A 24,304-nucleotide genomic window follows, 5' to 3' on the forward strand; every position below is an offset into this window, starting at 1 on the left:
TGCCACCTTGGTTACACCTGGTCATCTTGTGCAAATGCCTTGCCGATACCTCTTCATCCCCATGTGTTCTGCTGGACGTGTTGCTCCTGGAAGAAAACCATCATCTCCCTTAGTGATGCACTGGTTCTGGGGCGAGACTGGTTCGACAAATGCCCTCAATGTGGATGCGAGGTGCTGGGGCGGCGGCCGGCTACATAGGCGGAAATACTCAAGTCCCGACTCGAACAGATATTCAAGCCAACTCATCACTGACGTTGAGAACCGTCCTCTTCTTTGTGCTTTCAAGGAGTTTTCATGCAGCACGCAGCCGCCGTTGCCAATTATCTACGCCCCTTTATCCATGATGCGGATGCGCACTATCAATGGACCTTCGATGAGGCGCTGGCCACGGAGATCGTGGGGATAGAGTTCGATCCAACGGAAAGCTGGCTGGAGAAGACGGTCAGGCTCAAGGGTTTTCTCGGCAAGCAACTGATGACGACGAGCGACCGGAATGAGCACCTGCGTCTAGCACACTATTTCATCTCCCACTGGGGTGGTGTACGGACCAACAGGAAACTGGATGATCTGATTGATAACACCCGGCGTCTTGCCAGTCTGGGACGCGCGGCATTCGAAGATGTACCGATCGAGGGCGTCAGCAGTTGGTCGAAATATCTGACGTTGCTTTGCGACTGGGCGCCCATCTATGACTCCCGAGTTGCATATTCAATCAACGCTATCAACTTCATGGCGGGGCAGACCCAGTGTTTCTTTGCAATGCCGGACGGACGCAGCCCTAGGCTAAGCCTCATTGACCTGGAAACACTCTTCGTACTTTCTCTTGCGGGCGATGGGCTTATCGCTGACGCGGACCTCGGACACAAACACTTCGCTTCCCGCACCAGAGGCCGGTACCACACTCCGGCCAGACAAACTTACGGCCTGTATGTCCGATTTCTCGAAGAGGTTGCACAGCAGCTCAATCTGGCGCCAGGCGGCAGCCACACGATCGAGATGCTGCTGTTTTCATTAGCGCCCGGCAAGGTCCTTTCCGACTTGATAAAACGTTTGTCTGCACAGTCGCCGTTTGGCGTATCCAACTGGTCAATCCGGGGCTAATTGACCACTGGGTGGCAGGCGTCTCCCCAAAGTGTGTCCGGATTATCGAGCATCAGCAGGATGATTAGCGGTACCAGCTTGCCGAGCAGGTTGCAGCAATCGCGCAACTGGCTGCGATTGACGCTGCCGTTCCAGTTGGCGCCGCCGTGGATGAGCTGATTACGCAGATTGGGTCAATCTGGTAGCGCTGAAGCACGTACTGCACCAGCGCTCCCTTGGGTGTCGATCACCTTCGCGAGCCATTTCATTCAGAACGGCGGCAACATCGTGACCCTTCAGAAAATCTTTGGGCATTCCACCCTTGCCATGACTATGCGTTATGCACACCTGGCTCCCGACCATCTCCAGGATGCGGTTCGACTCGGTCCAGTCACAGCATAATGTTGGGAGCTCTTGCTGTGCCCTTGCTATTGAAATGACATCGTTCGCCCCAATGATGGTTGTTCCCCTCAACCTTGGAGATATGGGATGTCCGAGATAGCGAAAGGTGATGTGGTTCAGCTAAAGAGTGGTGGTCCGAAAATGACGGTGCAGGATCTTGGGGACTACGGCTTTAGTGGTGGGCCGAAGAATGGGGCGTATTGCGTATGGTTCGAAAAGAACAAAGCTGAAGAGAAGGTTTTTGACGTGGCAGTGCTAGTCAAGGCCGCCATTGGTTCAGTTACTGCTCTCTGATTCTCCTGCTATGTCCGGGGCCCTGCGACTGCGGGGCCTTCCATTTTCACGTTGGTGGCACGTCATTTGGTGCTGCCAACGCCGACTTGGGCTTTGGTGCATTAGCCGATGCCAAACACCACTCGGAGTATCACGCCCGCGATGACAGCCCCAACGATGGGCGCGACGTAGTAGCTGTGAAGAGATTTCCACAAGCTGTCCTGACGCAGCGGAATAGCGCTACGAATTTCCTCCAGCGATCTCGCGCGCTCGCCTCGGATGGACTCCTTGATCATCTGTTCTTCGATATCGTCGTCAATTTTACGCAGCTTTCGCTTGAGGCCCTGGCCCGCGCCAATCATCGATAGGGAGGCCAGCAGGAGGACATAGACCACTGCAAAATACAGATTCTGTGAGTCTGAGAGCTGAAACGGATTCGGGATTGGAGCGTGATTCCACAGTGGCTCTAGATACCTTGTGCTGTCGTAGACGTTGTACACGAGTAGCTTGAACGGTCTAGCTATGGCAGCACTGATCTGAGAGCCAGTGTCCAGCCGGTGATAAATCATGAGGAGCACTGACATGAGGCAGAGGATCAGCAGTGGCAGTGCTGCAGTCAGGCCGACGATCTGTAGGGTGTGGGCTTTTCGTTTGACGTCGTGGTAGTTCAAGGGAGCGGGTCCATCCGGCCTTTATTCGATCCGCTTTTGTAGCATGGCCTTCGACACTTTTTCGACACATCAAGGCAGAAACGAAGAAGCCCCTGAAATTCGCTAGAAAAATCAGGGGCTTAGTCGTGGTTTTTGGTGGAGCCGGGGGGATTTGAACCCCCGTCCGCCAGCTCTCCGCTTTCGGGACTACATGCTTAGCCAAGTCTACTGAGTTAGCTCTTTGCGGCCCGACTGGCAGGGTGCTCAGAGCGAGCTGTATAAGTTTTAGCCGTTACGTCTACAGCGAACTTGGCGGCGATCCTGTTCTATCTGACAGTCATTTCGGGTTTACAGGCATCCCCTCATGACTGCTGGCAGCCGAAGCCGCCAGAAGGGTTAGGCCGCGAGGGCCGCCCCGTAGTTGTCGTCGTTGGCAACTAATAGTTTGCAGCAGCTAATTTACGAGGTCTGCTACCAGCTCGGCATGCCCCTAGAGTTTTGTTACCGGCGTCGAATCCTAATCGGCCCCAAGAACTGCAGGGTGTACAACGGGTCGGATTCTACGGCAAAAAGGGGAGCAGCGTCGACCGCGCTTTTAACCTAATGTCATGGGTGCTTGCGATATGATTGCAGGCTATTGTCAGGAAGACCTTTGAGCCGAGACGTCGCCATGCCGCGTTCTGCCCGAACCCCCCTCCGCCAGTGGATCTGGCGTGCCTTCGTACAGAGTGCCCTGATCCCGCTGATTCTGGTCGAATCGGTGTTGATCACGGCTTACCTGTTGACCAACAGCGCGATTCGCGATGCCCAGGTGGATTACCTGCAGCAGAGCGCGCTGGAGGACCTGAGCAGCGCCGTGCTGCGCGAGGGCAAGGTAATCGATATGCGCCTGCAGGGCATCGAGGTGCCCACGCGGCTATTTCGCGATGCGATTGGCCGTGCCTTGCAGGACCGCAGCTTCAGGCCAGATGACCTGGAGCGGCAGCGTCATGTGCTGAGTTCCGACGGCGTCTATTACACGCGCACCGACGATGGCCGCGCCGCGTCCTTCTATGCCAGCAGCACGCCGGTGGAGAAGCAGGACCACGACAAGGCCTTGCGCCTGTCCCAGGTTGACCCGCTGATGCGCTCGATCCGCGAAGCCAACCCGCTCGTGGCGGCGGTCTACTTCAACAGCTGGGACAGCTACAACCGCATCTTCCCGTTCTTCATGACGCCCGAGCAGTATCCCCATGACATGGTGATACCCAACTACAACTTCTATTACCTCGCCGACGCCAAGCACAATCCGCAGCGCAAGACGATGTGGACGGACGTTTACCTCGACCCGGCCGGTCTCGGCTGGATGATGTCGGCGATCACCCCGGTCTACCGTGGCGACTTCCTCGAAGGGGTGGTGGGCCTGGATATCACTGTCGGGCAGATGCTGGGCGAGATCGGCAGCCTGAAGGTGCCGTGGCAGGGCTACGCGATGCTGGTGAGCCGTGACCACAGCATCATGGCGTTGCCGGAGGCGGGCGAGCGCGACTTCGGCCTGCGCGAGCTGACCCGTTTCTCCTACGACGAAGCCGTGCGCCGTGAGGTACTCAAGCCCGAGGACTTCAACCTGGCTCGCCACCGCGAGATGCAGCCGCTGCTGGAGGCCATGGCCGCCGGCAAGGGCAATGTGCAGGAGGTGGAACTGGGTGGGCGCAAGCAGCTGGTGGCCTGGGCTGAGATTCCACAAACCGGGTGGCGGCTGATGATGGTGGTGGACGAGGCCAACATCTTCAAGGAAACCAACCGGCTCGCCGAGCGCTACCAGCAGATCGGCTACCTGCTGATCGCCGGGCTCGGCTTCTTCTATGCGCTGTTCTTCGCCTGGATGTGGTCTCGCTCGCGGCGGCTCAGCGGTGAGCTGGCCACCCCCATGGCCGGCATCATGGGGATGATGAAGCGCATCGGCCAGGGCGACTTCCGCCCGCCTGCGCCTAGCAGCCGCATCGCTGAGTTGCAGGCGTTGGCCGAAGCGGTGCAGCTCAGCGGCGCGCAATTGCAGGCGAGCGAGGAGGAGCGGCTGGAAGCCCGGCGCAACCTCGACCTGGTCCTGGAAAGCACCACGGAAAGCCTCTGGGAAGTGGATGCCATCACCCTGTCGATCAAGATGAGCGGGCGCTTCGTCAAACGCTTTGGCCTGCGCAGCGACAGCATCACCTTCGCCGAATTCAACGAGCGCGTGCACCCGGACGATGTGGAGCGGGTGCGTCGCTTGCGCATGCTGTTCTCGGTCAGCGACCAGGACAACTTCGACGCCGAATACCGCTTTGCCGACGTGGAGGGTCGCTACTCCTGGCTGCTCAGCCGCGGCAAGGTGCTGGAGCGCGACTCCGACGGCCGCGCCCTGCGAGTGGCCGGCACCCATGTGGATATCACCCGGCTCAAGCAGGTGGAAGAAGAGCTGCGCGTCGCCAGTCGCGAGGCGCAGGCGGCAAGTCAGGCCAAGAGCCGCTTCCTGTCCAGCATGAGCCACGAGCTGCGCACCCCGCTCAATGCCATCAACGGCTTCGCCCAGCTCATCGCGCTGGAGGCGGAAGGCCAGGACGATCGCAAAGTGGAGGGGGATTACGCGCAGGAGATCGTCAACGCCAGCCGGCACCTCACCTCGCTGGTGGATGACATCCTCGACCTGTCGAGCATCGAGAACCGGCGCCAGAAGCTGCAGCTCAAGCCGGTGGAGATCGGCCCGCTGCTGGCCAGCTGCTCCGAGTTGATCCAGCCCGAGTTGCAGGCTCGCAATCTGCAATTGCAGCTGATGCCGCCACCTGCATCGCCACTGCACGTGATGGCCGATGCCCGTCGCCTGCGCCAGGTGATGCTGAACCTGCTGTCCAACGCGGTGAAGTACAACAGCCCGCAGGGGATGGTGAGCATGGGCTACGAGATTCGCCCCGCCGCCGTGCGTCTCTGGGTGGCCGACAGCGGTCCGGGTCTGAGTCAGGAGCAGCAGACGATGCTGTTCCAGCCCTTCCAGCGCCTGGGTCGGGAGAACTCCACTATTCCGGGTACCGGCATCGGCCTGGTGCTGTGCCGCGAACTGGCGGAGTTGATGGGCGGTGAAATGGGCTTCAGCAGCGCGCCGGAGATTGGCAGTCGCTTCTGGATCGACCTGCCCAGCGTCGCTGCATCGGGCGACTTCGAGCCGCCGGCGCCGATCAAGCAAGAGATGGAAGAGCCGCAGGTGTTGCCGAAGGTACTTTGCGTGGAAGACCACCCGGCTTGCCTGAAGGTGTTGCAGGAAGGCTTGCGCGACATGGCGGAAGTGCGCGGTGCCGGTTCCGTGGGCAAGGCACTGGGGCTGCTGGCGGATATCACGCCTTCGCTGTTGCTGCTTGACCTGGACCTGCCTGACGGCGACGGCCTCGACGTGCTCGACTTCGTGCGCTCAAGCCCGCGCCTGGCAATGACGCCGGTGCTGGTGGTGAGTGCGGCGGTGGATGAAAAGCTCCTGGCCGAAGCGCGCCGTCGTGGTGCCGACGCTTGCCTGAGCAAGCCTGTGGACCTGAAGCAGGTACGCCGCATGGCGCTCTCCCTGCTGGGTCAGGAGGCCTGAAGCCCGCCCGGGATCCGGCTCGCGCCGAATCCCGGGTGGTTTCCTATTCGCTGGACTGCAGCAGGTTCAGCGCTTCACCCAGCACTTTCTCGGACTCGGCATGATCGCCGGATTTATGCAGCTCCTCGCCCTCGGCGCGGAGCTTTTTCACTTGATCGAGTACGGCGGGGTCGGCGGGTGGATCGCTTTTCAGGATTTCATCGATCTTCGCCATGTCCGCTGGACAGTGTGAGGCGAGGAGCGGGGCACTGAGCAGGGCGGCAGCAAGGAAAACGGCAAGACGGCGCATGTCGAACCTCCTTTTCGGGTTAACCGCTGAGCAGTATAGGTAAGCCTCCGGCTGGTGCTGCGAAGGTAGCCGGCGAATGCGATTTGCCGAGCCGGTGCCTCAGCTGGGCTTCGTTCTGCGACAACCTGGGAGGCGGCTGGGCCGCCCTCCGCAGGCTGAATGTCTATCAGCTGGATTCGCCAGCACCGCCATCGGTGGCCGGTTGCTGCAGGCGCTGCAGGGCCATGCTGCTGTGGTTGATGCAGGCCTTGGTGTCACCAGTCTGTTGGGCCTGTTCGGCCTTCATGCGCAGATCTTCGACTTCCTGGCGCAGTGGCTCGCCGAGGGTGGTGTTGGTAGCCATGGCGTCGTTGATTTTCTGCAGGTTGACCGCGCACAGATCGTCGGCGGCGAATATGGGCGAAGTGAGCAGGGCAGCGGTGATGAAAAGGGCGGTGCGTTTCATGGGAGTCACCTCTCAATTGTTCGGCACTCGGGGCCTTTGCGTCCGAGACGAATAAGCCCATGGCCATTTGCCGGGCTTATGGGGGTGGACTGCCCTGTTTCCGCTGGGGTTCAGGTTTTTTGCGCCAGTGGCGGGAAGCTGACCCGGCGACTGCGGCTAATTTGTAGGAGCGAGCTTGCTCGCGAAGTCCGAGCTCGATCTTTCGCGAGCAAGCTCGCTCCTACACGTCGCTACAGCCCGGCGCGCGGGCGGGTCACGCGGTCCACCAGGTAGACCAGCCCGTGGTAGTCGATGCCGCCATGCTGGGAGAGGCCGATTTCGCAGGTGCGACTGGTGGAAATCCCTTCGTCGCAGATCTGCACGGCGTCCTTCAGGGATCGCAGCGAGTGGGCGTTCAGCTCCGGGGTGGTGAAGCCTTTGTCACCCGCGAAGCCACAGCAGTGAATCCCTTCCGGTATTACGACTTCCCGTGTGCAGCGCTTGACGATGTCGATGAGTCCCTGCGCTTCGCCCAGGTGCTGGGTACTGCAGGTAACGTGGATGGCCACCGGCTTGTCCTGGGGAATGAAGTCCAGCTTTTCCAGCAGGTGGCCGCGGATGAAACGCACCGGATCGAACAGTTGCAGGCGCGAATCCAGGCCGTCCTGCACGAGGCGGAGGGTGCAGGGGCTGGTGTCGCAGTAGATGGGGTCCAGGCCGCCGCGGCTGGCAATGAGCAGGGCGTCCACGAGTTCGCGGCGCTTGGTTTCGGCTTGCTCTGCGTAACCCTTGGAAGCGAAGGGCTGGCCGCAGCAAAGGCTGTCGAGGTTTTCCGGGAACACCACCTGATAGCCGGCCTTCTCCAGCAGCATGCGGGTCTTGTCGATCAGTGGCACCTGCTCGCGGTCGCCTGCCGATGGACCCATGGCGCGGGAGACGCAGGCAGCCAGGTAGACCACCCGTGGCCGTGCATCGGCGGTGGGTGGAGTGATGTGGATGGGGGAAACCGCTTGGGGTAGGGCGGGTGTCCACTGCGGCAGGCGATTGCCAGAAAGCTGGCGCAGGGCACCGGAGGTTTTTTCCAGCAAGGGGGCGCCGAGGACACGGCGGGCGCCATTGGCGGCACGCAAGGTCAGACGCGCACCGCTGAGGGCGGTTGCAAAGTGGCCGGCCAACCAGTCGGCACTGCCGGCGTGGTGGGCGCTCTTTGCGCGCAGCTTGCGCACCAGGTCACCGGTGTTGATGCCGACCGGGCAGCGCTGGGCGCAGAGGCCGGTGGCGGCGCAGGTGTCGATGCCCTGGTACTGGTAGGCCCGTTCGAGTTCGGTGGTGTCGATGCCCGCGCGTTGCTTGGCCTGGATGTCACGCCAGATCACGATGCGCTGGCGCGGGCTCAGGGTCAGCCCCTTGGAGGGACATACCGGTTCGCAGAAGCCGCACTCGATGCACTTGTCGACGATCTCGTCGGCCGCGGGCAGCGGCTTGAGGTTCTTCAGGTGGATATTGCTGTCTTCGCTGAGGATCACATCCGGGTTCAGCACGCCGCGCGGGTCCAGCAGGCGCTTGATCTGCCACATGAACAGGTAGGCATCGCTGCCCCATTCCAGCTCGACGAAGGGCGCCATGTTGCGTCCGGTGCCGTGTTCGGCCTTGAGCGAGCCGCCGAACTCCACCGCCACCAGTTGCGCCACGTCCTGCATGAAGGCTTCGTAGCGGGCTACCTGGTCCGGGCTGTCGAAGCCCTGGGTGAAGACGAAGTGCAGGTTGCCCTCCAGGGCGTGGCCGAAAATGATCGCTTCGTCGTAGCCGTGCTTGTCGAACAGCGCCAGCAGACGATTGACGCCTTCAGCCAGTTGCTCGATGGGGAAGGTGACATCTTCGATGATCACCGTGGTGCCGGTCTGGCGCACGGCGCCGACGGCGGGGAAGGTGTCCTTGCGGATTTTCCACAGCAGGTTGTAGACGGTCGGGTCTTCGCTGAAGTCGACCTTCTGCTCCAGCGGGAAGTGAGCGATGGACGCCATGATCTGCGCCAGTTGCTCATGCAGCAGGCTCTGGCTCGCCGCGCGGGACTCGATCAGCAGGGCGCAGGCGTTGCTCGACAGCCCTTTCACCCATTCGGGCATGCCGGGCTTGCTCTGCACCGAACGCAGGCTGCGGCGGTCGAGCAATTCAACTGCCGACACCGGCTGGCTCTTCAGCAGGGTCACCGCCTTGCAGCAACTTTCCACGTCGGGGAAGACTATCAGCGCGCTGGCCTTGTATGGGTGGTCGGGCACGGTGTCGTAGGTGACCGCGCTGATGAAACCGAGGGTGCCTTCGGAGCCGACCAGCAGGTGGCTGAGGATGTCCAGCGGCTCGTCGAAGTCCACCAGGGCGTTAAGCGACAGGCCAGTGGTGTTCTTCAGGCGGTACTTGTGACGAATCTTCGCGGCCAGTTCGGTGTTGGCGCGGGTCTGCCGGCCGAGTTCCGCCAACTCGGCCAGCAACGGGCCGTGGCTTTGGCGGAAGGCGGCCACGCTCGCCGCGTCTTCGGTATCCAGCAGGGTGCCGTCGGCCAGCACCAGGCGCAGCCCGGCAAGGGTGTGGTAACTGTTCTGCGCGGTGCCGCAGCACATGCCGCTGGCGTTGTTGGCGACGATGCCGCCGATCTTGCAGGCGTTGATGGACGCCGGGTCGGGGCCGATCTTGCGGCCGAAGGGCGCCAGCCAGGCGTTGGCCTGGGCGCCGATGACACCGGGCTGCAGGCGAATCTGTGCACCGCCCTGGCGGATATCGCGACCGTTCCAGTTGTCACCCAGGACCAGCAGCACCGAGTCGGTGATGGCCTGGCCAGAAAGGCTGGTGCCGGCCGCCCGGAACGTCACCGGGACCAGTTCGGCGTGGGCGGCTTTCAGCAGGGCGATGACTTCGGCTTCGCTCTCGACACGGATCACCAGCTTGGGAATCAGCCGGTAGAAACTGGCGTCGGTGCCAAAGGCCAGGGTGGACAGCGGATCGTCAAAGCGCCGCTCGTGGGGAATCAGGCGTTCGACGGTGTTGAGGAAAGGAATCGGCAGGCTCATGCGGTGTCCCGTCTATTTGTCGCGGGCCGCGGGCGGCCCGCCGGAGTGGGGCGGCCGGTCAGCGGCCGAGTTCGCGTACCAGCGAATCGGCGTTGATCTCGCCGATGGATTTGGCGCCGGTCAGCACCATGGCCACGCGCATTTCCTTTTCGATCAGGTCCAGCAGGTTGCTCACGCCGGCACCGCCTGCTGCGGCCAGAGCGTAGACGAAGGCGCGGCCGAGCATCACGGTGTCGGCACCCATTGCGAGCATGCGCACCACGTCGAGGCCGGTGCGGATGCCGGAGTCGGCGAGGATCTTCAGTTCGCCCTTCACGGCATCGGCGATGGCTGGCAGGGCGCGGGCGCTGGACAGCACGCCATCGAGCTGGCGGCCGCCGTGGTTGGAGACGACGATGCCGTCAGCGCCGAACTTCACCGCGTCCTTCGCGTCCTCGGGGTCGAGGATGCCCTTGATCACCATCGGACCTTCCCAGTAGTCGCGGATCCATTCGAGGTCCTTCCAGGAGATCGACGGATCGAAGTTGGCGCCGAGCCAGCCGATGTAGTCGGCCAGACCCGTGGGATTGCCGCGATAGGTGGAGATGTTGCCCAGGTCATGGGGTTTGCCCAACAGGCCCACATCCCAGGCCCAGGAAGGGTGGGTCATGGCTTGCAGCATACGACGCAACGGTGCGTTGGGGCCGCTCATGCCAGAGTGGGCGTCACGGTAGCGGGCACCGGGCACCGGCATGTCGACGGTGAAGACCAGCGTCGTCACGCCCGCAGCCTTGGCCCGCTCCAGGGCGTTCTTCATGAAGCCGCGGTCCTTCAGCACGTAGAGCTGGAACCACATGGGCCGGTTGATGGCCGGCGCCACTTCTTCGATCGGGCAGACAGAAACGGTGGAGAGGGTGAAGGGGATGCCCTTGGCCGCTGCCGCCTTGGCCGCCTGGACCTCGCCACGGCGCGCGTACATTCCGGTCAGGCCTACCGGGGCCAGCGCCACCGGCATGGACAGGGTCTCGCCGAACAGTTTGGTCTCCAGGCTCAGCTCGGACATGTTCCGCAGTACGCGCTGACGCAGGGCGATGCTGGCCAGGTCTTCGACGTTGCGGCGCAGCGTGTACTCGGCATAGGCGCCGCCGTCGATGTAGTGGAACAGGAAGGGCGGGAGCTTGCGCTGGGCGGCGGCACGGTAGTCGGTGGAGGCGGAGATGATCATGTAGTCGGTCCGGGGCGGGCTTCAGGGCAGTAAGAGAAAACCGGGCTGCCACGCGGGGCAGCCCGGGCGCTCGATCAATGGACGAGCATGCCGGTGAACACGTAGGCCTGAGCCAGCGTGATCAGGCCGACCATGGCGGCGAACATCAGGCTGTGCTTCAGGGTGAAACGGAACAGGTCGGATTCCTTGCCAACCATGCCGGTGGCGGCGCAGGCCACAGCGATGGACTGCGGCGAGATCATCTTGCCGGTCACGCCACCGCTGGTGTTGGCTGCTACCAGGAGGGTGTCGTTGACGCCGATCTGATGCGCAGTGGTGGCCTGCAGGGAACCGAACAGGGCGTTGGACGAGGTATCCGAACCCGTGAGGAACACGCCCAGCCAGCCGAGGAACGGCGAGAAGAACGGGAATGCCGCGCCGGTACCGGCCAGGACCAGTGCCAGGGTGGTGGACATGCCGGAGAAGTTGGTGACGAAGGCGAAGGCCAGCACCATGCCGATGGAGAGAATCGGCCACTTCAGCTCGACGAAAGTCTCTTTCAAAGTGGTAATACCATTTTTGACATGGATATTCAGGACGATCATGGAGATCAGTGCGGAGAAGAAGATCGCGGTGCCGGTGGCTGAAATCGGGTCCAGCTTGTAGACGGCCGGAATGGCGGTTGCGGTGGCCACGATGGGCGCGCCTTTCATCACCAACTGGTCCAGGTGCGGAATGGCGAACAGGAAGACGAACTGCTCCAGCGCGCCACCTGGGGCGAACATGGCCTTGAAGGGCTTCAGGGTCCAGATGGTCACCAGTACGGTCAGAATGAGGAAGGGCGACCAGGCCTCGAGGATTTCACCGAAGCTGTAGGGCGAAGGCGAAGTGCTGCGCGGGCCGCCGAAGCCACCCATCATCGCTGCGCCACCGGATACGCCGACCACTTCGCGATCTTCAGCGCGCTTGGGATGCCACACCTTGAGGAACAGGGTCAGGGATACCAGGCTCACCAGGGCGGACGTGATGTCGGGCAGTTCCGGGCCGATGAAGTTGGAAGTGAAGTACTGGGTGACGGCGAAGCTGGCGCCAGCCACCAGGGCTGCCGGCCAGGTTTCCTTGATGCCGCGCCAGCCGTCCATCATGGCGACCAGCCAGAAGGGCACGATGATCGACAGCAGCGGCAGCTGGCGGCCGGTCATGGCGCCGATCTTGAAGGCGTCGATGCCGGTGACCTGTCCCGCAACGATGATCGGGATGCCCAGCGCGCCGAACGCTACCGGGGCGGTGTTGGCGATCAGGCACAGGCCGGCCGCGTACAGCGGGTTGAAGCCGAGGCCCACCAGCAAGGCCGCGGTGATGGCCACCGGGGCGCCAAAGCCGGCAGCACCTTCGAGGAAGGCGCCGAAGGAGAAGCCGATCAGCAGGACCTGCAGGCGCTGGTCATCGGTGATGGACAGCACGGAGCTGCGGATCACTTCGAACTGGCCGCTCTTGACCGTGAGTTTGTAGAGGAACACCGCCGCGACGATGATCCAGGCAATGGGCCAGAGTCCATACGCGAAGCCGTAGCCGGCCGCGGCGAATGCCATGTCCACCGGCATCTGGAAGGCGAAGATCGCCACCGCCAGGGACAGCGCCAGGGTGATGGTGCCGGCGATGTAGCCCTTCATGCGGAACACCGCGAGGGCGAGGAAGAAGAAGATGATCGGAATCAGTGCGACGAGCGCCGACAGCCAGAGGCTGCCAAGGGGGGTATAGATCTGCTGCCAGGTTTGCATCGTGGGGTGGCTCCCTAATTGTTTTTGGAGTGCCTGTTTGCCGGATCGGGCGAAAACCGTTGCGCTTGTGGCGCGGCGGCAGGCGAAGACCGAGTCGGCGCTGCGTATCGTCTAAATTGGTAATACCAATTTACAATGGCGACGACTCAGAGTAAAAGCCGGACTATCCTTGTGTCAATTTGCCGCGTTGCGACTTTGGTCGAGCGGCAGATGGAAGGTGCGGTTCTTGTGCGTGGCTGGCGGGCTGGTTAGGCTGCCGCGTCGCGCCCCGCAGGCGCTGTGTTTGAAGGCCGCCCGAGGTGGCGTGAAAGGTTGGGTGGAGCAATGGGATTCGGTCAGATACGTCAGCGCCGCTTGTCGGACGATATCGTCAGTCAACTCGAGGCGATGATCCTCGAGGGCACCTTGAAGGCCGGTGAGCGGCTACCTGCCGAGCGTGCGTTGGCTGAGCAATTCGGCGTGTCGCGCCCCTCATTGCGTGAGGCGATCCAGAAGCTGGTGGCGAGGGGGCTGCTGATCAGTCGGCAGGGCGGGGGCAACTATGTCGCGGCCGAATTGGGATCGACCTTCAGTGATCCTCTGCTGCAGCTACTGGAGAGCAATCCCGAGGCCCAGCGCGATCTGCTGGAGTTCCGCCACACCCTGGAAGGTTCATGCGCCTTCTACGCGGCGCAGCGGGCGACCGAGGTGGATCACGAGCGCCTGACCGAGGCCTACGAGAACCTGCAGGCCTGCTACGCGTCGGACAGCAAGGCCAGTCGAGCGGAGGAGGGCGCGGCGGATGCGCGCTTCCATCTGGCGATTGCCGAGGCGAGCCATAACGCGGTGCTGCTGCACACCATTCGTGGTCTGTTCGACCTGCTCAAGCACAACGTGGTGACCAATATCGGTGGGATGTACCTGCAGCGCGGAGAGACCCGCGAGATGCTGACCAGGCAGCACCGTGCCCTCTACGAGGCGATCATCGAGCGGCGTGCGGAGGAGGCGCGGGAGATTTCCCACCAGCACATCCAGTACGTGCAGGAGGTACTGGAAGAGGGTCAGCTTGAGGCGCACCGGTTGGCGCGATCGCAGCGGCGCCAGGGAATCTGAGGCAAACAAAAACGCCGGGCATTGCCCGGCGTTTTTCTCGGTAGGGCTTATTCCTTGCCCTTGGTGCGCATGGCTCGTGCGATCTCGCGGTCGGAGTCGCGCTCCTTCTCCGTGGCGCGCTTGTCGAACTCCTTCTTGCCCTTGGCCAGGGCGATCTCGCACTTGATCAGGTGCTTCTTCCAGTAGATGGACAGCGCCACGCAGGCGTAGCCCTTCTGCTGGACCGCACCGAACAGCTTGCCCAGCTCGCGCTTGTGCAGCAGCAGTTTGCGGGTGCGCACCGGGTCGGCGATCACGTGAGTGCTCGCCGTCTTCAGTGGGGTGATGTGGCTGCCGAGCAGCCAGGCTTCGCCGTCCTTCAGCAGCACATAGCTGTCCACCAGCTGTGCCTTTCCGGCGCGCAGACTTTTCACTTCCCAGCCGGCGAGAGCCAGCCCGGCTTCGAATTTCTGTTCGATGGAATAGTCGTGCAGCGCCTTCTTGTTGAGGGCGATGGTGCCTTCCGGATGTTTCTTTTGCTTAGCCATAGGCGGCGCATTATAGGGAGTCGCAGACGGCGCGGCTACGGCGGCGTAGGCTTGAGCGATGCTGGTGAATCCCCGACAATGCGGCACTTTTTTTGACCAGTCCGGCCCGGCGCATTCATATGCGGCGCGGCCTGGAACCCCGTTCGAGGCCAAGATGACCACCCATATCCAGCGCTCCGCCCTGTTGCCGTTCCCTGCGCAGGCGCTCTACGACCTGGTCAACGATGTGGCGCGTTACCCGGAATTCCTGCCCTGGTGCTCGGCCGCCACGGTGATGGAAGAAAGCGAAAGTCACATGCTTGCGAGCCTCGAAGTGGCAAAGGGCAGCCTCAGTCAGCGCTTCGTGACCCGCAACAAGCTGGATGGTGGCAGCACGATCGAGATGAACCTGGAGGAAGGCCCCTTCAGCCAACTGCACGGCGTGTGGCATTTCAAGGCGCTGGGAGACAAAGCCTGCAAGATCAGCCTGGATCTGCGATTCGATTACGCGGGTCCCATCATCAAGGCCACGCTGGGGCCATTGTTCACCCAGGCCGCGAACACCATGGTGGATGCCTTCTGCCAGCGCGCGAAGCAGATTTATGGTTGAGGGTGTGATCCGGATCGAGGTGGTCTACGCCCTGGCGGGCCGCCAGCAGTTGCTGCGTCTTGAGGTCCCAGCAGGTATCAGTGCTCGGCAGGCGGTGCTGCGGTCGGGGATGGAGGCGCATTTCTCCGACCTGGACCTTGCCAGTTGCCCGCTTGGTATCTTCGGCAAGGCGCTGCCGAACCCGGAAGAGCGGCTGCTGGAAGAGGGTGATCGGGTGGAAATCTATCGGCCGCTGATTGCTGATCCCAAGGTAGTGCGCAAGCAGCGTGCGGCCAAGGCCGCCCAGGTGCGGGCGGGCGAGCGGGACGCCTGAATCTCAGCCATGAAAAAGCCCGGGACCAGCCCGGGCTTTTTTGTTGCCGCGTGTTATTGCGGCGAAGTTTCCAGCGGTTCCGGAATCGGTACCGGAACGGGTTCGGCGCTGTCCACTTCCTTCTGGATTTTCTCCAGCAGGGAACCCGGTGCTGCCGGCTCTTCGGGCTTTTGCTGCTCTTGCGGCTGTTCGGGCTTGGCTTCGGTGGTCGTGGTGGTGCTTTCGCCGCCGAGGATCGCTTCGTCACGGCTCACGCCGGGCATGAAGTCACCCGCCAGGCCGATCAGTTGATCGTTGTTATCGAACATCAAGCTGACACGTTCCTGGAGGCGCTGGCCGCCGCCGGGCTGGATGCTGTAGAGGTAATCCCAGCGCTTGGCGTGGAAAGTGTCGGTGATCAGCGGGTTGCCCATGATAAACCGCACTTGACGTCGGGTCATTCCGGGCTTCAACTGGTCTATCATGTCCTGCGTTACGACGTTGCCCTGCTGGATGTCGATCTTGTAGACCCCGGGAAACGAGCAACCGGCGAGTGCGAGCAAGCCTGCGAATGAAAGGCTGGTCAGCAGGAGCTTGGTGTTTTGCATCGGTGGGAGACTTCCACTATCTTGGCTGGGCACGAAAAGTCCCGATCATACCTGCATTAAGGGAAGCTGCGAAAGCCGCATTCCTCGAGAAAACCGACCATGGTTGAAAACAACGAACTGCGTAAAGCTGGCCTGAAGGTGACCTTGCCTCGGGTCAAGATCCTCCAGATGCTCGACTCCACCGAGCAACGCCATATGAGCGCTGAGGACGTTTACAAGGCCCTGATGGATGCCGGCGAAGATGTCGGTCTGGCCACTGTCTATCGCGTTCTGACCCAGTTCGAAGCGGCGGGCCTGGTGGTTCGTCACAACTTCGACGGCGGTCATGCAGTGTTCGAGCTGGCCGATAGCGGCCACCACGACCACATGGTGTGCGTCGACTCCGGCGAAGTGATCGAGTTCTTCGATCCGGAGATCGAGAAGCGCCAGAAGGAAATCGTCAAAGAGCGTGGTTACGAGCTGGTTGACCACAATCTGGTGCTGTATATCCGCAAGAAGAAGTAAGCGCTTCGCGCAAAAGAAAAGGCGACCACAAGGTCGCCTTTTTCGTTTTTTGGGGAAGGATCAGCGCTGGGCGCTGACCACCATCTTCCGCGCATGGGCCAGGGATTCCTCGGTGAGGTCCAGGCCGCCCAGCATGCGGGCAATCTCTTCGATGCGCGGTGCTTCCTGCAGTTTCGCCACCGCAGTCCGAGTTTCCTCGGTGCCACGCACCTTGTGCACGAACAGATGGTGATGGCCTTGCGCGGCTACCTGGGGCAGGTGAGTGACAGTGAGGACCTGGCCGCGCTCGCCGAGGCGGCGCAGCAATTGCCCAACCACTTCGGCGGTGGGGCCGCCAATGCCTACGTCCACTTCGTCGAAGACCAGGGTAGGTACGCGGGATGTCTGCGCGGTGATCACCTGGATCGCCAGGCTGATACGGGACAACTCGCCGCCTGAGGCAACCTTCGCCAGTGCCTTCAGCGGCTGCCCGGGGTTGGCGCTCACCAGAAACTCCACCTGCTCCAGTCCGTAGTGCTGCGGCTCATCCAGTTGGCTGGCATGTAGCTGGATATTGAAGCGCCCGCCGGGCATGCCCAGGCGCTGCATCTCGATTTCCACGGCTCCAGCCAGGTTTCCTGCTGCCTCGCTGCGTAGTCGGCTCAGCTCCGTGGCTTTCTCCTGATAGTGACGCAGATAGGCTGCCAGTTCCTCGGCCAGTCGTTCGGCTGCTTCGTCGTCGGCGTTGAGGGCTTCCAGTTCGTCCAGCAGGCGCTGCTGAAGTTCGGCCAGGTCGCTTGGTTGGACGCGGTGTTTGCGTGCAAGGGTGTAAATGGAGTCGAGGCGTTCTTCCAGGGCTTGCTGGCGTTCGGGGTCGGCGTCGAAATGATCGAGGAAGCGGTTCAGCTCGCCCATGGCTTCCTCGACCTGGATCTGCGCGCTGGACAGCAGGTTGACTGACTCGGCCAGGGCACCCGGTTGGGAGTGAAACGCGGTGAGGCGGTTGAGGCTGGCGGTCAAGGCGCTGAGTACGTTGCCGGCATCGCTGTCGCTGCACATTTCGATGACCTGGCGGCAGGCGGCAAGCAGGCTTTCGGCATTGGTGAGGTTCTTGTGTTCCTGCTCCAGCTGTTCCAGTTCATTTTCGCCAAGTGCGAGGTTTTCCAGCTCGTCCAGCTGGTAGCTGAGCAGTTGGTGGCGCGCTCGCTGCTCGTCGCCGGCGCGGGATAGGCGCTCAAGTTCCTGGCGGGTCTGCCGCCAGCGCTGGGCTGCCAGTTGCACCTGGCGGGCCAGGTCGCTGGCGCCTGCGAATTCGTCCAGCAGGCGGCGATGGGTGTCCGCCTTGAGCAGGGATTGGTGTTCGTGCTGGCTGTGGATGTCGATCAGCAGTTCGCCCAGGGTCTTGAGGTCGCCCTGGGGGCAGGGGCTGCCATTGATGTAGGCGCGGGAGCGGCCTTCGGCGGTGATGACGCGCCGCAGTATGCAGGGGCCGTCGTTGTCCAGGTCGCGCTCGGCCAGCCAGGTGCGGGCTTCGGGAATGTCGCTGATGTCGAAGCTGGCGAGGATATCGGCCTTGTCGGCACCGGGGCGCACCACGCCACTGTCGGCACGGTCACCCAGAGTCAGGCCGAGGGCGTCGAGCATGATCGACTTGCCGGCACCGGTTTCGCCGGTGATCACGGACATTCCACCCTCGAGCTCTAGATCCAGGTGCTCGACGATGGCGTAGTTGTGGATCGACAGGTGTACCAGCATGGTGCGACTCCCGCGCTGAGATGGCTGGGTATTTATACAGTGTTTGTTTTCTGCCTGACAATCGTCCCTCCCCCTTGAAGCGACAAATTGCGGCCCCATATAGGCGGACATATCAGCGGGTCTTTACCCGCAGCTGTCTTTTATGAGGAGGAAGGCATGGCCGACGAACAGACCCTGGATAACCAGACCCCCGAAGCGAATCCTGCTGCCGAAACCGCATCCGGCGAAGACCTCGCCGCCCGCGTGCAGGTGCTGGAAGAGCAACTGGCCGCGGCCCAGGATCAGTCGCTGCGTGTTGCCGCCGAGCTGCAGAACATCCGCCGCCGCGCCGAACAGGATGTGGAGAAGGCGCACAAGTTCGCCCTGGAAAAATTCGCCAACGACCTGCTGCCGGTCGTCGACAGCCTGGAGCGCGGCCTGGAACTGTCCAGTGCCACCGACGAGACGATCAAGCCGGTGCGCGAAGGCATGGAGCTGACGCTCAAGCTGTTCCACGACACGCTCAAGCGTCACCAGCTGGAAGCCGTGGATCCGCACGGCGCGCCCTTCAACCCTGAGCACCACCAGGCCATGGCCATGGAAGAGAGCACCCATGTCGAGCCGGGTAGCGTTCTGAAGGTGTTCCAGAAGGGTTACCTGCTCAATGGTCGTCTGCTGCGCCCCGCGATGGTGGTGGTCAGCAAGGCACCGAGCGCGACGCCGCCGTCGATTGACGAGCAGGCTTGAAATCCGGGCTCGGGCCCCCATTTGTTAGTTCAAGCGTTTATTTGCTGCCGCGGCCCATGAAGTGAGGCCGCGGAGAATCCAAAGTTTCGGGAGAGAGAATATGGGCAAAATCATCGGTATCGACCTGGGGACCACCAACTCCTGCGTGGCCATCCTGGAAAACGGCAACGTCAAGGTGATCGAGAACGCCGAAGGCGCTCGCACCACGCCGTCCATCATCGCCTACACCAACGACGGTGAGACCCTCGTCGGCCAGTCCGCCAAGCGTCAGGCGGTCACCAACCCGCAGAACACCCTGTACGCCGTGAAGCGCCTGATCGGTCGCCGCTTCGAAGAAGACGTCGTGCAGAAAGACATCAAGATGGTTCCCTACAAGATCGCCAAGGCCGATAACGGTGACGCCTGGGTCGAAGTGAAGGGCCAGAAGATGGCTCCGCCGCAAATCTCTGCGGAAGTGCTGAAGAAAATGAAGAAAACCGCCGAAGACTACCTCGGCGAGCCGGTGACCGAAGCGGTGATCACCGTTCCGGCCTACTTCAACGACAGCCAGCGCCAGGCCACCAAGGACGCCGGCCGCATCGCCGGTCTGGACGTCAAGCGCATCATCAACGAGCCGACCGCGGCTGCGCTGGCCTACGGTATGGACAAGGCCAAGGGTGACCACACTGTCATCGTCTACGACCTGGGCGGCGGCACCTTCGACGTATCGGTGATCGAGATCGCCGAGGTCGATGGCGAACACCAGTTCGAAGTACTGGCCACCAACGGCGACACCTTCCTCGGTGGTGAAGACTTCGACCTGCGCCTGATCGACTACCTCGTCGAAGAGTTCAAGAAAGAGTCCGGCATGGACCTGAAGGGCGACCCGCTGGCTATGCAGCGTCTGAAGGAAGCTGCCGAAAAGGCCAAGATCGAGCTGTCCTCCGCTCAGCAGACCGACGTCAACCTGCCGTACATCACTGCAGACCAGACCGGTCCGAAGCACCTGAACGTGAAGATTTCCCGCGCCAAGCTGGAAGCCCTGGTTGAAGACCTGGTCGCTCGTACCATCGAGCCCTGCCGCATTGCCCTGAAGGATGCCGGCCTCGACGTATCCGACATCCAGGAAGTGATCCTGGTCGGCGGTCAGACCCGCATGCCGCTGGTGCAGAAGCAGGTTGCCGACTTCTTCGGCAAAGAGCCGCGCAAGGACGTGAACCCGGACGAAGCTGTCGCCATCGGTGCCGCTATCCAGGGCGCCGTGCTGGCCGGTGATGTGAAGGACGTACTGCTGCTCGACGTATCCCCGCTGACCCTGGGTATCGAAACCCTGGGTGGCGTGATGACCGCGCTGATCGAGAAGAACACCACCATCCCGACCAAGAAGTCGCAGGTGTTCTCCACTGCCGACGACAACCAGGCCGCCGTGACCATTCACGTGCTGCAGGGCGAGCGCAAGCAGGCTACCCAGAACAAGTCCCTGGGCAAGTTCGACCTGGCCGAGATTCCGCCGGCCCCGCGTGGCGTGCCGCAAATCGAAGTGACCTTCGACATCGACGCCAACGGCATCCTGCACGTTGGCGCGAAGGACAAGGCCACCGGCAAGCAGCAGTCCATCGTGATCAAGGCCAACTCCGGCCTGTCCGAGGAAGAGATCCAGCAGATGGTGCGTGATGCCGAGGCCAACGCCGAGGAAGACCGCAAGTTCGAAGAGCTGGCCGCTGCCCGTAACCAGGGTGATGCGCTGGTTCACGCCACTCGCAAGATGATTACCGAAGCGGGCGACAAGGCCACTGCCGAGGAGAAAGCTGCGATCGAGAAAGCGCTGGGCGAGCTGGAAGTTGCCGTGAAGGGCGACGACAAGGCCGACATCGAAGCCAAGATGAATGCCCTGTCCCAGGCTTCCACTCCGCTGGCTCAGAAGATGTACGCCGATCAGGCTCAGGCTGGTGAGCAGCCGCAAGCTTCCGGCGCGGACAAGGCGGGTGACGATGCCGTCGACGCCGAGTTCGAAGAGGTCAAGGAAAACAAGTAAGTGTCACGCTTGCTTTCGCCCCGGCGTGCGGTTCCAGACGGTCCGTACGCCTGATCTACCGCGCGGGAGCTTGCTCCCGCGTTGGCGTGTCTGGGGCTGGTGAATTCGAGAGTGCAGGAAACTATGGCTAAACGTGACTTTTACGAAATCCTCGGTGTCGAGCGCGGCGCCAGCGAGGCTGAACTCAAGAAGGCTTATCGCCGGCTGGCGATGAAGCACCACCCGGACCGTAATCCGGGGGACAAGGAGTCCGAAGACAAATTCAAAGAGGCCAACGAGGCCTACGAGATCCTATCCGACGCTAGCAAGCGCGCGGCGTACGACCAGTACGGTCACGCTGGCGTCGATCCGCAGATGGGCGGGGGCGCCGGTGCCGGATTCGGTGGGGCGAGCTTCTCCGACATCTTCGGCGATGTGTTCAGCGACTTCTTTGGCGGCCAACGTGGCGGTCAGCGTGGTGGCCCGCAGCGCGGCAGTGACCTGCGCTACACCCTGGAACTGGATCTGGAAGAGGCGGTGCGTGGCACCACCGTGACCATCCGCGTACCGACGCTGGTCAATTGCAAGACCTGCGATGGCTCTGGCGCCAAGAAGGGCACCAGTCCGGTTACCTGTACCACCTGCGGTGGTATCGGTCAGGTGCGTATGCAGCAGGGCTTCTTCTCGGTACAGCAGACCTGCCCGCGCTGCCATGGCAGCGGCAAGATGATCAGCGACCCCTGTGGCAGTTGCCATGGTCAGGGGCGCATGGAAGAGCACAAGACCCTGTCCGTGAAAGTACCCGCGGGCGTGGATACCGGTGATCGCATCCGCCTTTCCGGCGAAGGTGAGGCCGGTGCGCTGGGTGGGCCGGCCGGTGACCTCTACGTAGTGGTCAACGTGCGCGAGCACCCGATCTTCCAGCGTGATGGCAAGCACCTCTACTGTGAAGTGCCGATCAGCTTCGCCGACGCCGCCCTGGGCGGCGAGCTGGAAGTGCCGACCCTGGATGGCCGGGTCAAGCTGAAGATTCCGGAAGCGACCCAGACCGGCAAGCTGTTCCGCCTGCGCGGCAAAGGCGTTGCGCCAGTGCGCGGTGGCGGTGCTGGCGACCTGATGTGTCGGGTGGTGGTGGAAACACCGGTCAATCTGGACAAGCGCCAGCGCGAGCTGCTCGACGAGTTCCGCAAGACGCTGCAGAGCGATGGCTCCCATTCGCCCAAGGCCAGTAGCTGGTTCGAGGGTATGAAGCGCTTCTTCGGCGATCTCTAACGACGAGCTGGTAATCGGTGGCCGGAGCTGACTCGCTCCGCTACCGGTTTCCAGCTCCAGGCTTCCAGCTTGGAGCTTTTTTATGCGACGTATTGCAGTCATGGGCGCCGCCGGGCGCATGGGCAAGAACCTGATCGAAGCGGTGCAGCAGGCGCAGGGCGCTGGCCTGACCGCCGCCATCGACCGTCCGGATAGCACCCTGGTCGGCGCCGACGCTGGTGAGCTGGCGGCACTGGGACGAATCGGCGTGCCGCTGTCGGGCGACCTGGCCAAGGTGGCCGACGAGTTCGACGTGCTGATCGACTTCACCCACCCTTCGGTGACCTTGAAGAACCTGGAAGTCTGCCGTCAGGCGGGCAAGGCCATGGTGATCGGCACCACTGGATTCTCCGCTGACGAGAAGGCCCTGCTGGCCGCCGCTGCCAGGGATATCCCGATCGTCTTCGCCGCCAACTTCAGTGTCGGCGTGAACCTTTGCCTCAAGCTGCTGGATACCGCTGCCCGTGTCCTGGGCGACGAGGTCGACATCGAGATCATCGAGGCCCACCACCGCCATAAAGTGGATGCGCCATCCGGTACCGCACTCCGCATGGGTGAGGTAGTTGCTGACGCGCTCGGTCGCGATCTGTCCAAGGTCGCTGTCTATGGCCGCGAGGGTCAGACTGGTGCCCGCGCCCGCGAGACCATTGGTTTTGCCACTGTGCGGGCCGGCGACGTGGTTGGCGATCACACTGTGCTGTTCGCCGCCGATGGCGAGCGCGTGGAAATCACCCACAAAGCCTCTAGCCGCATGACCTTCGCTCGTGGCGCCGTGCGTGCCGCACTCTGGCTGGACGGCCAGGAAGCGGGCCTTTACGACATGCAGGATGTGTTGGGTCTGCGTTGATGCGTGATCGCACAATCGCCAGTCTGCCAAGTGGGATGTCTTTCGGGTGGACCGAAATGACGCATTCCTGTAAACTGCAGCTTTAGTGTGTCCACTAAAAGTTACGCAGAAATGGCTCAGATAAAAAAGCGGGGTGACGGTAACAACGTCATCCCGCTTTTTTACAACCTGCGTTTGCTTCAGCCTTGATCTACGGGAGGTCTTCTTGATTAAGCCAGCCATACTCGCGCTTGCCGACGGCAGCATTTTTCGCGGCGAAGCCATTGGGGCCGATGGCCATACCATCGGCGAGGTAGTGTTCAACACTGCCATGACCGGCTATCAGGAAATCCTTACCGATCCTTCCTATGCCCAACAAATCGTCACCCTGACCTATCCGCACATTGGCAACACCGGTACCACTCCGGAAGACGCCGAATCCAGTCGCGTATGGGCCGCCGGTCTTATCATTCGTGACCTGCCGCTGCTGGCCAGCAACTGGCGTGACAAGCAGTCGCTGCCGGATTACCTGAAAGAGAACGGTACCGTCGCCATCGCCGGCATCGATACCCGCCGCCTGACCCGCATCCTGCGTGAGAAGGGTTCGCAGAACGGCTGCATCCTCGCTGGCGCCGACGCCACCGAAGAGAAGGCGCTTGAACTGGCTCGCAGCTTCCCCGGCCTGAAAGGCATGGACCTGGCCAAGGTCGTCTCCTGCGAGGAGCGCTATGAGTGGCGTTCCAGCGTATGGAACCTGGAAACCGACAGCCATCCGGAAATCGCTGCCAGCGAACTGCCGTATCACGTCGTGGCCTACGACTTCGGCGTCAAGCTGAACATCCTGCGCATGCTGGTTGCCCGTGGCTGCCGCCTGACCGTGGTGCCCGCGCAAACTCCGGCCAGTGAAGTTCTGGCGCTCAACCCGGACGGCATCTTCCTCTCCAACGGTCCTGGCGACCCCGAGCCGTGCGATTACGCCATCCAGGCGATTCGTGAATTCCTCGACACCGAGATTCCGGTCTTCGGCATCTGCCTCGGTCACCAGCTGCTGGCCCTGGCCTCGGGTGCCAAGACCGTGAAGATGGGCCATGGCCACCATGGTGCCAACCACCCGGTGCAGGACCTGGATTCCAGCGTGGTGATGATCACCAGCCAGAACCATGGTTTCGCTGTCGACGAGTCGACCCTGCCAGCCAATCTGCGCGCTACCCACAAGTCGCTGTTCGACGGCACCCTGCAAGGCATCGAGCGCACCGACAAGGTCGCCTTCAGCTTCCAGGGTCACCCGGAAGCCAGCCCCGGTCCGCACGACGTGGCTCCGCTGTTCGACCGCTTCATCGCGGCGATGGCCGAGCGTCGCTGAGGC

At 62.2% G+C, this 24,304-nt stretch carries 21 protein-coding genes, 1 other RNA gene and 1 pseudogene; 13 read left to right on the forward strand and 10 right to left on the reverse strand.

The annotated features are described in order from the left end of the window. Window positions 1–294: 294 nt before the first annotated feature. The 3 genes and pseudogenes from MnOB_RS05415 (at window position 295) to MnOB_RS05425 (ending at window position 1,776) form a co-directional block, all read left to right on the forward strand. On the forward strand, window positions 295–1,101 hold the full coding sequence (locus MnOB_RS05415) for a hypothetical protein (protein WP_077522803.1): 807 nt from the start codon (window positions 295–297) through the stop codon (window positions 1,099–1,101). Between the two features lie 228 nt (window positions 1,102–1,329). Further along, a pseudogene (locus MnOB_RS05420) lies at window positions 1,330–1,482 on the forward strand (tyrosine-type recombinase/integrase); the annotation flags it as partial. Window positions 1,483–1,569: 87 nt separating this feature from the next. Beyond that, window positions 1,570–1,776: a YodC family protein gene (locus MnOB_RS05425; RefSeq protein ID WP_077522807.1), complete on the forward strand. Its 207-nt coding sequence runs from the start codon at window positions 1,570–1,572 to the stop codon at window positions 1,774–1,776. Window positions 1,777–1,877: 101 nt separating this feature from the next. On the opposite strand, the gene MnOB_RS05430 is transcribed toward MnOB_RS05425, so the two are convergent. Then, window positions 1,878–2,426 (reverse strand): YniB family protein, encoded by a 549-nt coding sequence (locus MnOB_RS05430; RefSeq protein ID WP_077522809.1) that lies wholly within the window; start codon window positions 2,424–2,426, stop codon window positions 1,878–1,880. 133 nt (window positions 2,427–2,559) lie between these two features. Beyond that, window positions 2,560–2,934, reverse strand: a transfer-messenger RNA (tmRNA) gene (gene ssrA, locus MnOB_RS05435). Between the two features lie 141 nt (window positions 2,935–3,075). Here ssrA and MnOB_RS05440 point away from each other — a divergent pair. Further along, on the forward strand, window positions 3,076–5,994 hold the full coding sequence (locus MnOB_RS05440) for an ATP-binding protein (protein WP_077522811.1): 2,919 nt from the start codon (window positions 3,076–3,078) through the stop codon (window positions 5,992–5,994). Window positions 5,995–6,037: 43 nt separating this feature from the next. Here MnOB_RS05440 and MnOB_RS05445 read toward each other — a convergent pair whose 3' ends face one another. From MnOB_RS05445 to MnOB_RS05465, 5 genes are all read right to left on the reverse strand, one after another. After that, on the reverse strand, window positions 6,038–6,283 hold the full coding sequence (locus MnOB_RS05445; protein WP_077522813.1) for a hypothetical protein: 246 nt from the start codon (window positions 6,281–6,283) through the stop codon (window positions 6,038–6,040). Between the two features lie 166 nt (window positions 6,284–6,449). After that, window positions 6,450–6,728 carry a hypothetical protein gene (locus MnOB_RS05450; RefSeq protein ID WP_077522815.1) on the reverse strand — a complete coding sequence of 93 codons (279 nt, stop codon included), beginning with the start codon at window positions 6,726–6,728 and terminating at the stop codon, window positions 6,450–6,452. 230 nt (window positions 6,729–6,958) lie between these two features. After that, window positions 6,959–9,772 (reverse strand): FAD-binding and (Fe-S)-binding domain-containing protein, encoded by a 2,814-nt coding sequence (locus MnOB_RS05455; protein ID WP_077522817.1) that lies wholly within the window; start codon window positions 9,770–9,772, stop codon window positions 6,959–6,961. 58 nt (window positions 9,773–9,830) lie between these two features. Continuing rightward, entirely contained in the window at window positions 9,831–10,976 is a 1,146-nt protein-coding gene (lldD, locus tag MnOB_RS05460) for an FMN-dependent L-lactate dehydrogenase LldD (protein ID WP_077522819.1), read from the reverse strand. 74 nt (window positions 10,977–11,050) lie between these two features. Then, window positions 11,051–12,736: a lactate permease LctP family transporter gene (locus MnOB_RS05465; RefSeq protein ID WP_077522821.1), complete on the reverse strand. Its 1,686-nt coding sequence runs from the start codon at window positions 12,734–12,736 to the stop codon at window positions 11,051–11,053. Window positions 12,737–13,060: 324 nt separating this feature from the next. Between MnOB_RS05465 and MnOB_RS05470 the strand changes: the two genes are divergently transcribed. After that, window positions 13,061–13,828: an FCD domain-containing protein gene (locus MnOB_RS05470; RefSeq protein ID WP_077522823.1), complete on the forward strand. Its 768-nt coding sequence runs from the start codon at window positions 13,061–13,063 to the stop codon at window positions 13,826–13,828. 47 nt (window positions 13,829–13,875) lie between these two features. Here MnOB_RS05470 and smpB read toward each other — a convergent pair whose 3' ends face one another. Beyond that, window positions 13,876–14,355, reverse strand: a complete 480-nt coding sequence (gene smpB / locus MnOB_RS05475; RefSeq protein WP_028629989.1) for an SsrA-binding protein SmpB — start codon at window positions 14,353–14,355, stop codon at window positions 13,876–13,878. Between the two features lie 154 nt (window positions 14,356–14,509). On the opposite strand from smpB, the gene MnOB_RS05480 reads away from it, so the two are divergent. After that, window positions 14,510–14,944: a type II toxin-antitoxin system RatA family toxin gene (locus MnOB_RS05480; protein WP_077522825.1), complete on the forward strand. Its 435-nt coding sequence runs from the start codon at window positions 14,510–14,512 to the stop codon at window positions 14,942–14,944. Window positions 14,945–14,948: 4 nt separating this feature from the next. After that, window positions 14,949–15,257: an RnfH family protein gene (locus MnOB_RS05485; protein ID WP_371579009.1), complete on the forward strand. Its 309-nt coding sequence runs from the start codon at window positions 14,949–14,951 to the stop codon at window positions 15,255–15,257. 53 nt (window positions 15,258–15,310) lie between these two features. Here MnOB_RS05485 and MnOB_RS05490 read toward each other — a convergent pair whose 3' ends face one another. After that, window positions 15,311–15,844, reverse strand: a complete 534-nt coding sequence (locus tag MnOB_RS05490; RefSeq protein WP_077522829.1) for an outer membrane protein assembly factor BamE — start codon at window positions 15,842–15,844, stop codon at window positions 15,311–15,313. A gap of 99 nt (window positions 15,845–15,943) precedes the next feature. Here MnOB_RS05490 and fur point away from each other — a divergent pair, with 99 nt between their 5' ends. Then, complete coding sequence (fur, locus tag MnOB_RS05495; RefSeq protein ID WP_077522831.1) at window positions 15,944–16,348, forward strand: ferric iron uptake transcriptional regulator; 405 nt, start codon at window positions 15,944–15,946, stop codon at window positions 16,346–16,348. 60 nt (window positions 16,349–16,408) lie between these two features. Here fur and recN read toward each other — a convergent pair whose 3' ends face one another. Then, window positions 16,409–18,082 (reverse strand): DNA repair protein RecN, encoded by a 1,674-nt coding sequence (gene recN, locus MnOB_RS05500; protein WP_077522833.1) that lies wholly within the window; start codon window positions 18,080–18,082, stop codon window positions 16,409–16,411. A 156-nt stretch (window positions 18,083–18,238) separates the two neighbouring features. On the opposite strand from recN, the gene grpE reads away from it, so the two are divergent. From grpE to carA, 5 genes are all read left to right on the forward strand, one after another. Continuing rightward, window positions 18,239–18,808 carry a nucleotide exchange factor GrpE gene (gene grpE, locus MnOB_RS05505; RefSeq protein WP_077522835.1) on the forward strand — a complete coding sequence of 190 codons (570 nt, stop codon included), beginning with the start codon at window positions 18,239–18,241 and terminating at the stop codon, window positions 18,806–18,808. A 100-nt stretch (window positions 18,809–18,908) separates the two neighbouring features. Beyond that, window positions 18,909–20,822: a molecular chaperone DnaK gene (dnaK, locus tag MnOB_RS05510; protein WP_077522837.1), complete on the forward strand. Its 1,914-nt coding sequence runs from the start codon at window positions 18,909–18,911 to the stop codon at window positions 20,820–20,822. 123 nt (window positions 20,823–20,945) lie between these two features. After that, the gene (gene dnaJ, locus MnOB_RS05515) at window positions 20,946–22,073 is read left to right on the forward strand and encodes a molecular chaperone DnaJ (protein ID WP_077522839.1); all 1,128 of its coding nucleotides are present in this window, start codon (window positions 20,946–20,948) and stop codon (window positions 22,071–22,073) included. A gap of 82 nt (window positions 22,074–22,155) precedes the next feature. Next, window positions 22,156–22,959, forward strand: a complete 804-nt coding sequence (gene dapB / locus MnOB_RS05520; protein ID WP_077522841.1) for a 4-hydroxy-tetrahydrodipicolinate reductase — start codon at window positions 22,156–22,158, stop codon at window positions 22,957–22,959. A gap of 205 nt (window positions 22,960–23,164) precedes the next feature. Further along, window positions 23,165–24,301: a glutamine-hydrolyzing carbamoyl-phosphate synthase small subunit gene (gene carA / locus MnOB_RS05525; protein ID WP_077522843.1), complete on the forward strand. Its 1,137-nt coding sequence runs from the start codon at window positions 23,165–23,167 to the stop codon at window positions 24,299–24,301. Window positions 24,302–24,304 lie beyond the last annotated feature (3 nt).

This window comes from Metapseudomonas resinovorans, assembly GCF_002003485.1.
GTDB lineage: Bacteria > Pseudomonadota > Gammaproteobacteria > Pseudomonadales > Pseudomonadaceae > Metapseudomonas > Metapseudomonas resinovorans_D.

Bases quoted from the DNA above. Each gene is read 5' to 3' on its own strand.
- MnOB_RS05415 (WP_077522803.1), top strand. From the start codon at position 295: ATGCAGCACGCAGCCGCCGTTGCCAATTATCTACGCCCCTTTATCCAT.
- MnOB_RS05425 (WP_077522807.1), top strand. From the start codon at position 1,570: ATGTCCGAGATAGCGAAAGGTGATGTGGTTCAGCTAAAGAGTGGTGGT.
- MnOB_RS05440 (WP_077522811.1), top strand. From the start codon at position 3,076: ATGCCGCGTTCTGCCCGAACCCCCCTCCGCCAGTGGATCTGGCGTGCC.
- MnOB_RS05445 (WP_077522813.1), bottom strand. From the start codon at position 6,283: ATGCGCCGTCTTGCCGTTTTCCTTGCTGCCGCCCTGCTCAGTGCCCCG.
- MnOB_RS05450 (WP_077522815.1), bottom strand. From the start codon at position 6,728: ATGAAACGCACCGCCCTTTTCATCACCGCTGCCCTGCTCACTTCGCCC.
- MnOB_RS05455 (WP_077522817.1), bottom strand. From the start codon at position 9,772: ATGAGCCTGCCGATTCCTTTCCTCAACACCGTCGAACGCCTGATTCCC.
- lldD (WP_077522819.1), bottom strand. From the start codon at position 10,976: ATGATCATCTCCGCCTCCACCGACTACCGTGCCGCCGCCCAGCGCAAG.
- MnOB_RS05465 (WP_077522821.1), bottom strand. From the start codon at position 12,736: ATGCAAACCTGGCAGCAGATCTATACCCCCCTTGGCAGCCTCTGGCTG.
- MnOB_RS05470 (WP_077522823.1), top strand. From the start codon at position 13,061: ATGGGATTCGGTCAGATACGTCAGCGCCGCTTGTCGGACGATATCGTC.
- smpB (WP_028629989.1), bottom strand. From the start codon at position 14,355: ATGGCTAAGCAAAAGAAACATCCGGAAGGCACCATCGCCCTCAACAAG.
- MnOB_RS05480 (WP_077522825.1), top strand. From the start codon at position 14,510: ATGACCACCCATATCCAGCGCTCCGCCCTGTTGCCGTTCCCTGCGCAG.
- MnOB_RS05490 (WP_077522829.1), bottom strand. From the start codon at position 15,844: ATGCAAAACACCAAGCTCCTGCTGACCAGCCTTTCATTCGCAGGCTTG.
- fur (WP_077522831.1), top strand. From the start codon at position 15,944: ATGGTTGAAAACAACGAACTGCGTAAAGCTGGCCTGAAGGTGACCTTG.
- recN (WP_077522833.1), bottom strand. From the start codon at position 18,082: ATGCTGGTACACCTGTCGATCCACAACTACGCCATCGTCGAGCACCTG.
- grpE (WP_077522835.1), top strand. From the start codon at position 18,239: ATGGCCGACGAACAGACCCTGGATAACCAGACCCCCGAAGCGAATCCT.
- dnaK (WP_077522837.1), top strand. From the start codon at position 18,909: ATGGGCAAAATCATCGGTATCGACCTGGGGACCACCAACTCCTGCGTG.
- dnaJ (WP_077522839.1), top strand. From the start codon at position 20,946: ATGGCTAAACGTGACTTTTACGAAATCCTCGGTGTCGAGCGCGGCGCC.
- dapB (WP_077522841.1), top strand. From the start codon at position 22,156: ATGCGACGTATTGCAGTCATGGGCGCCGCCGGGCGCATGGGCAAGAAC.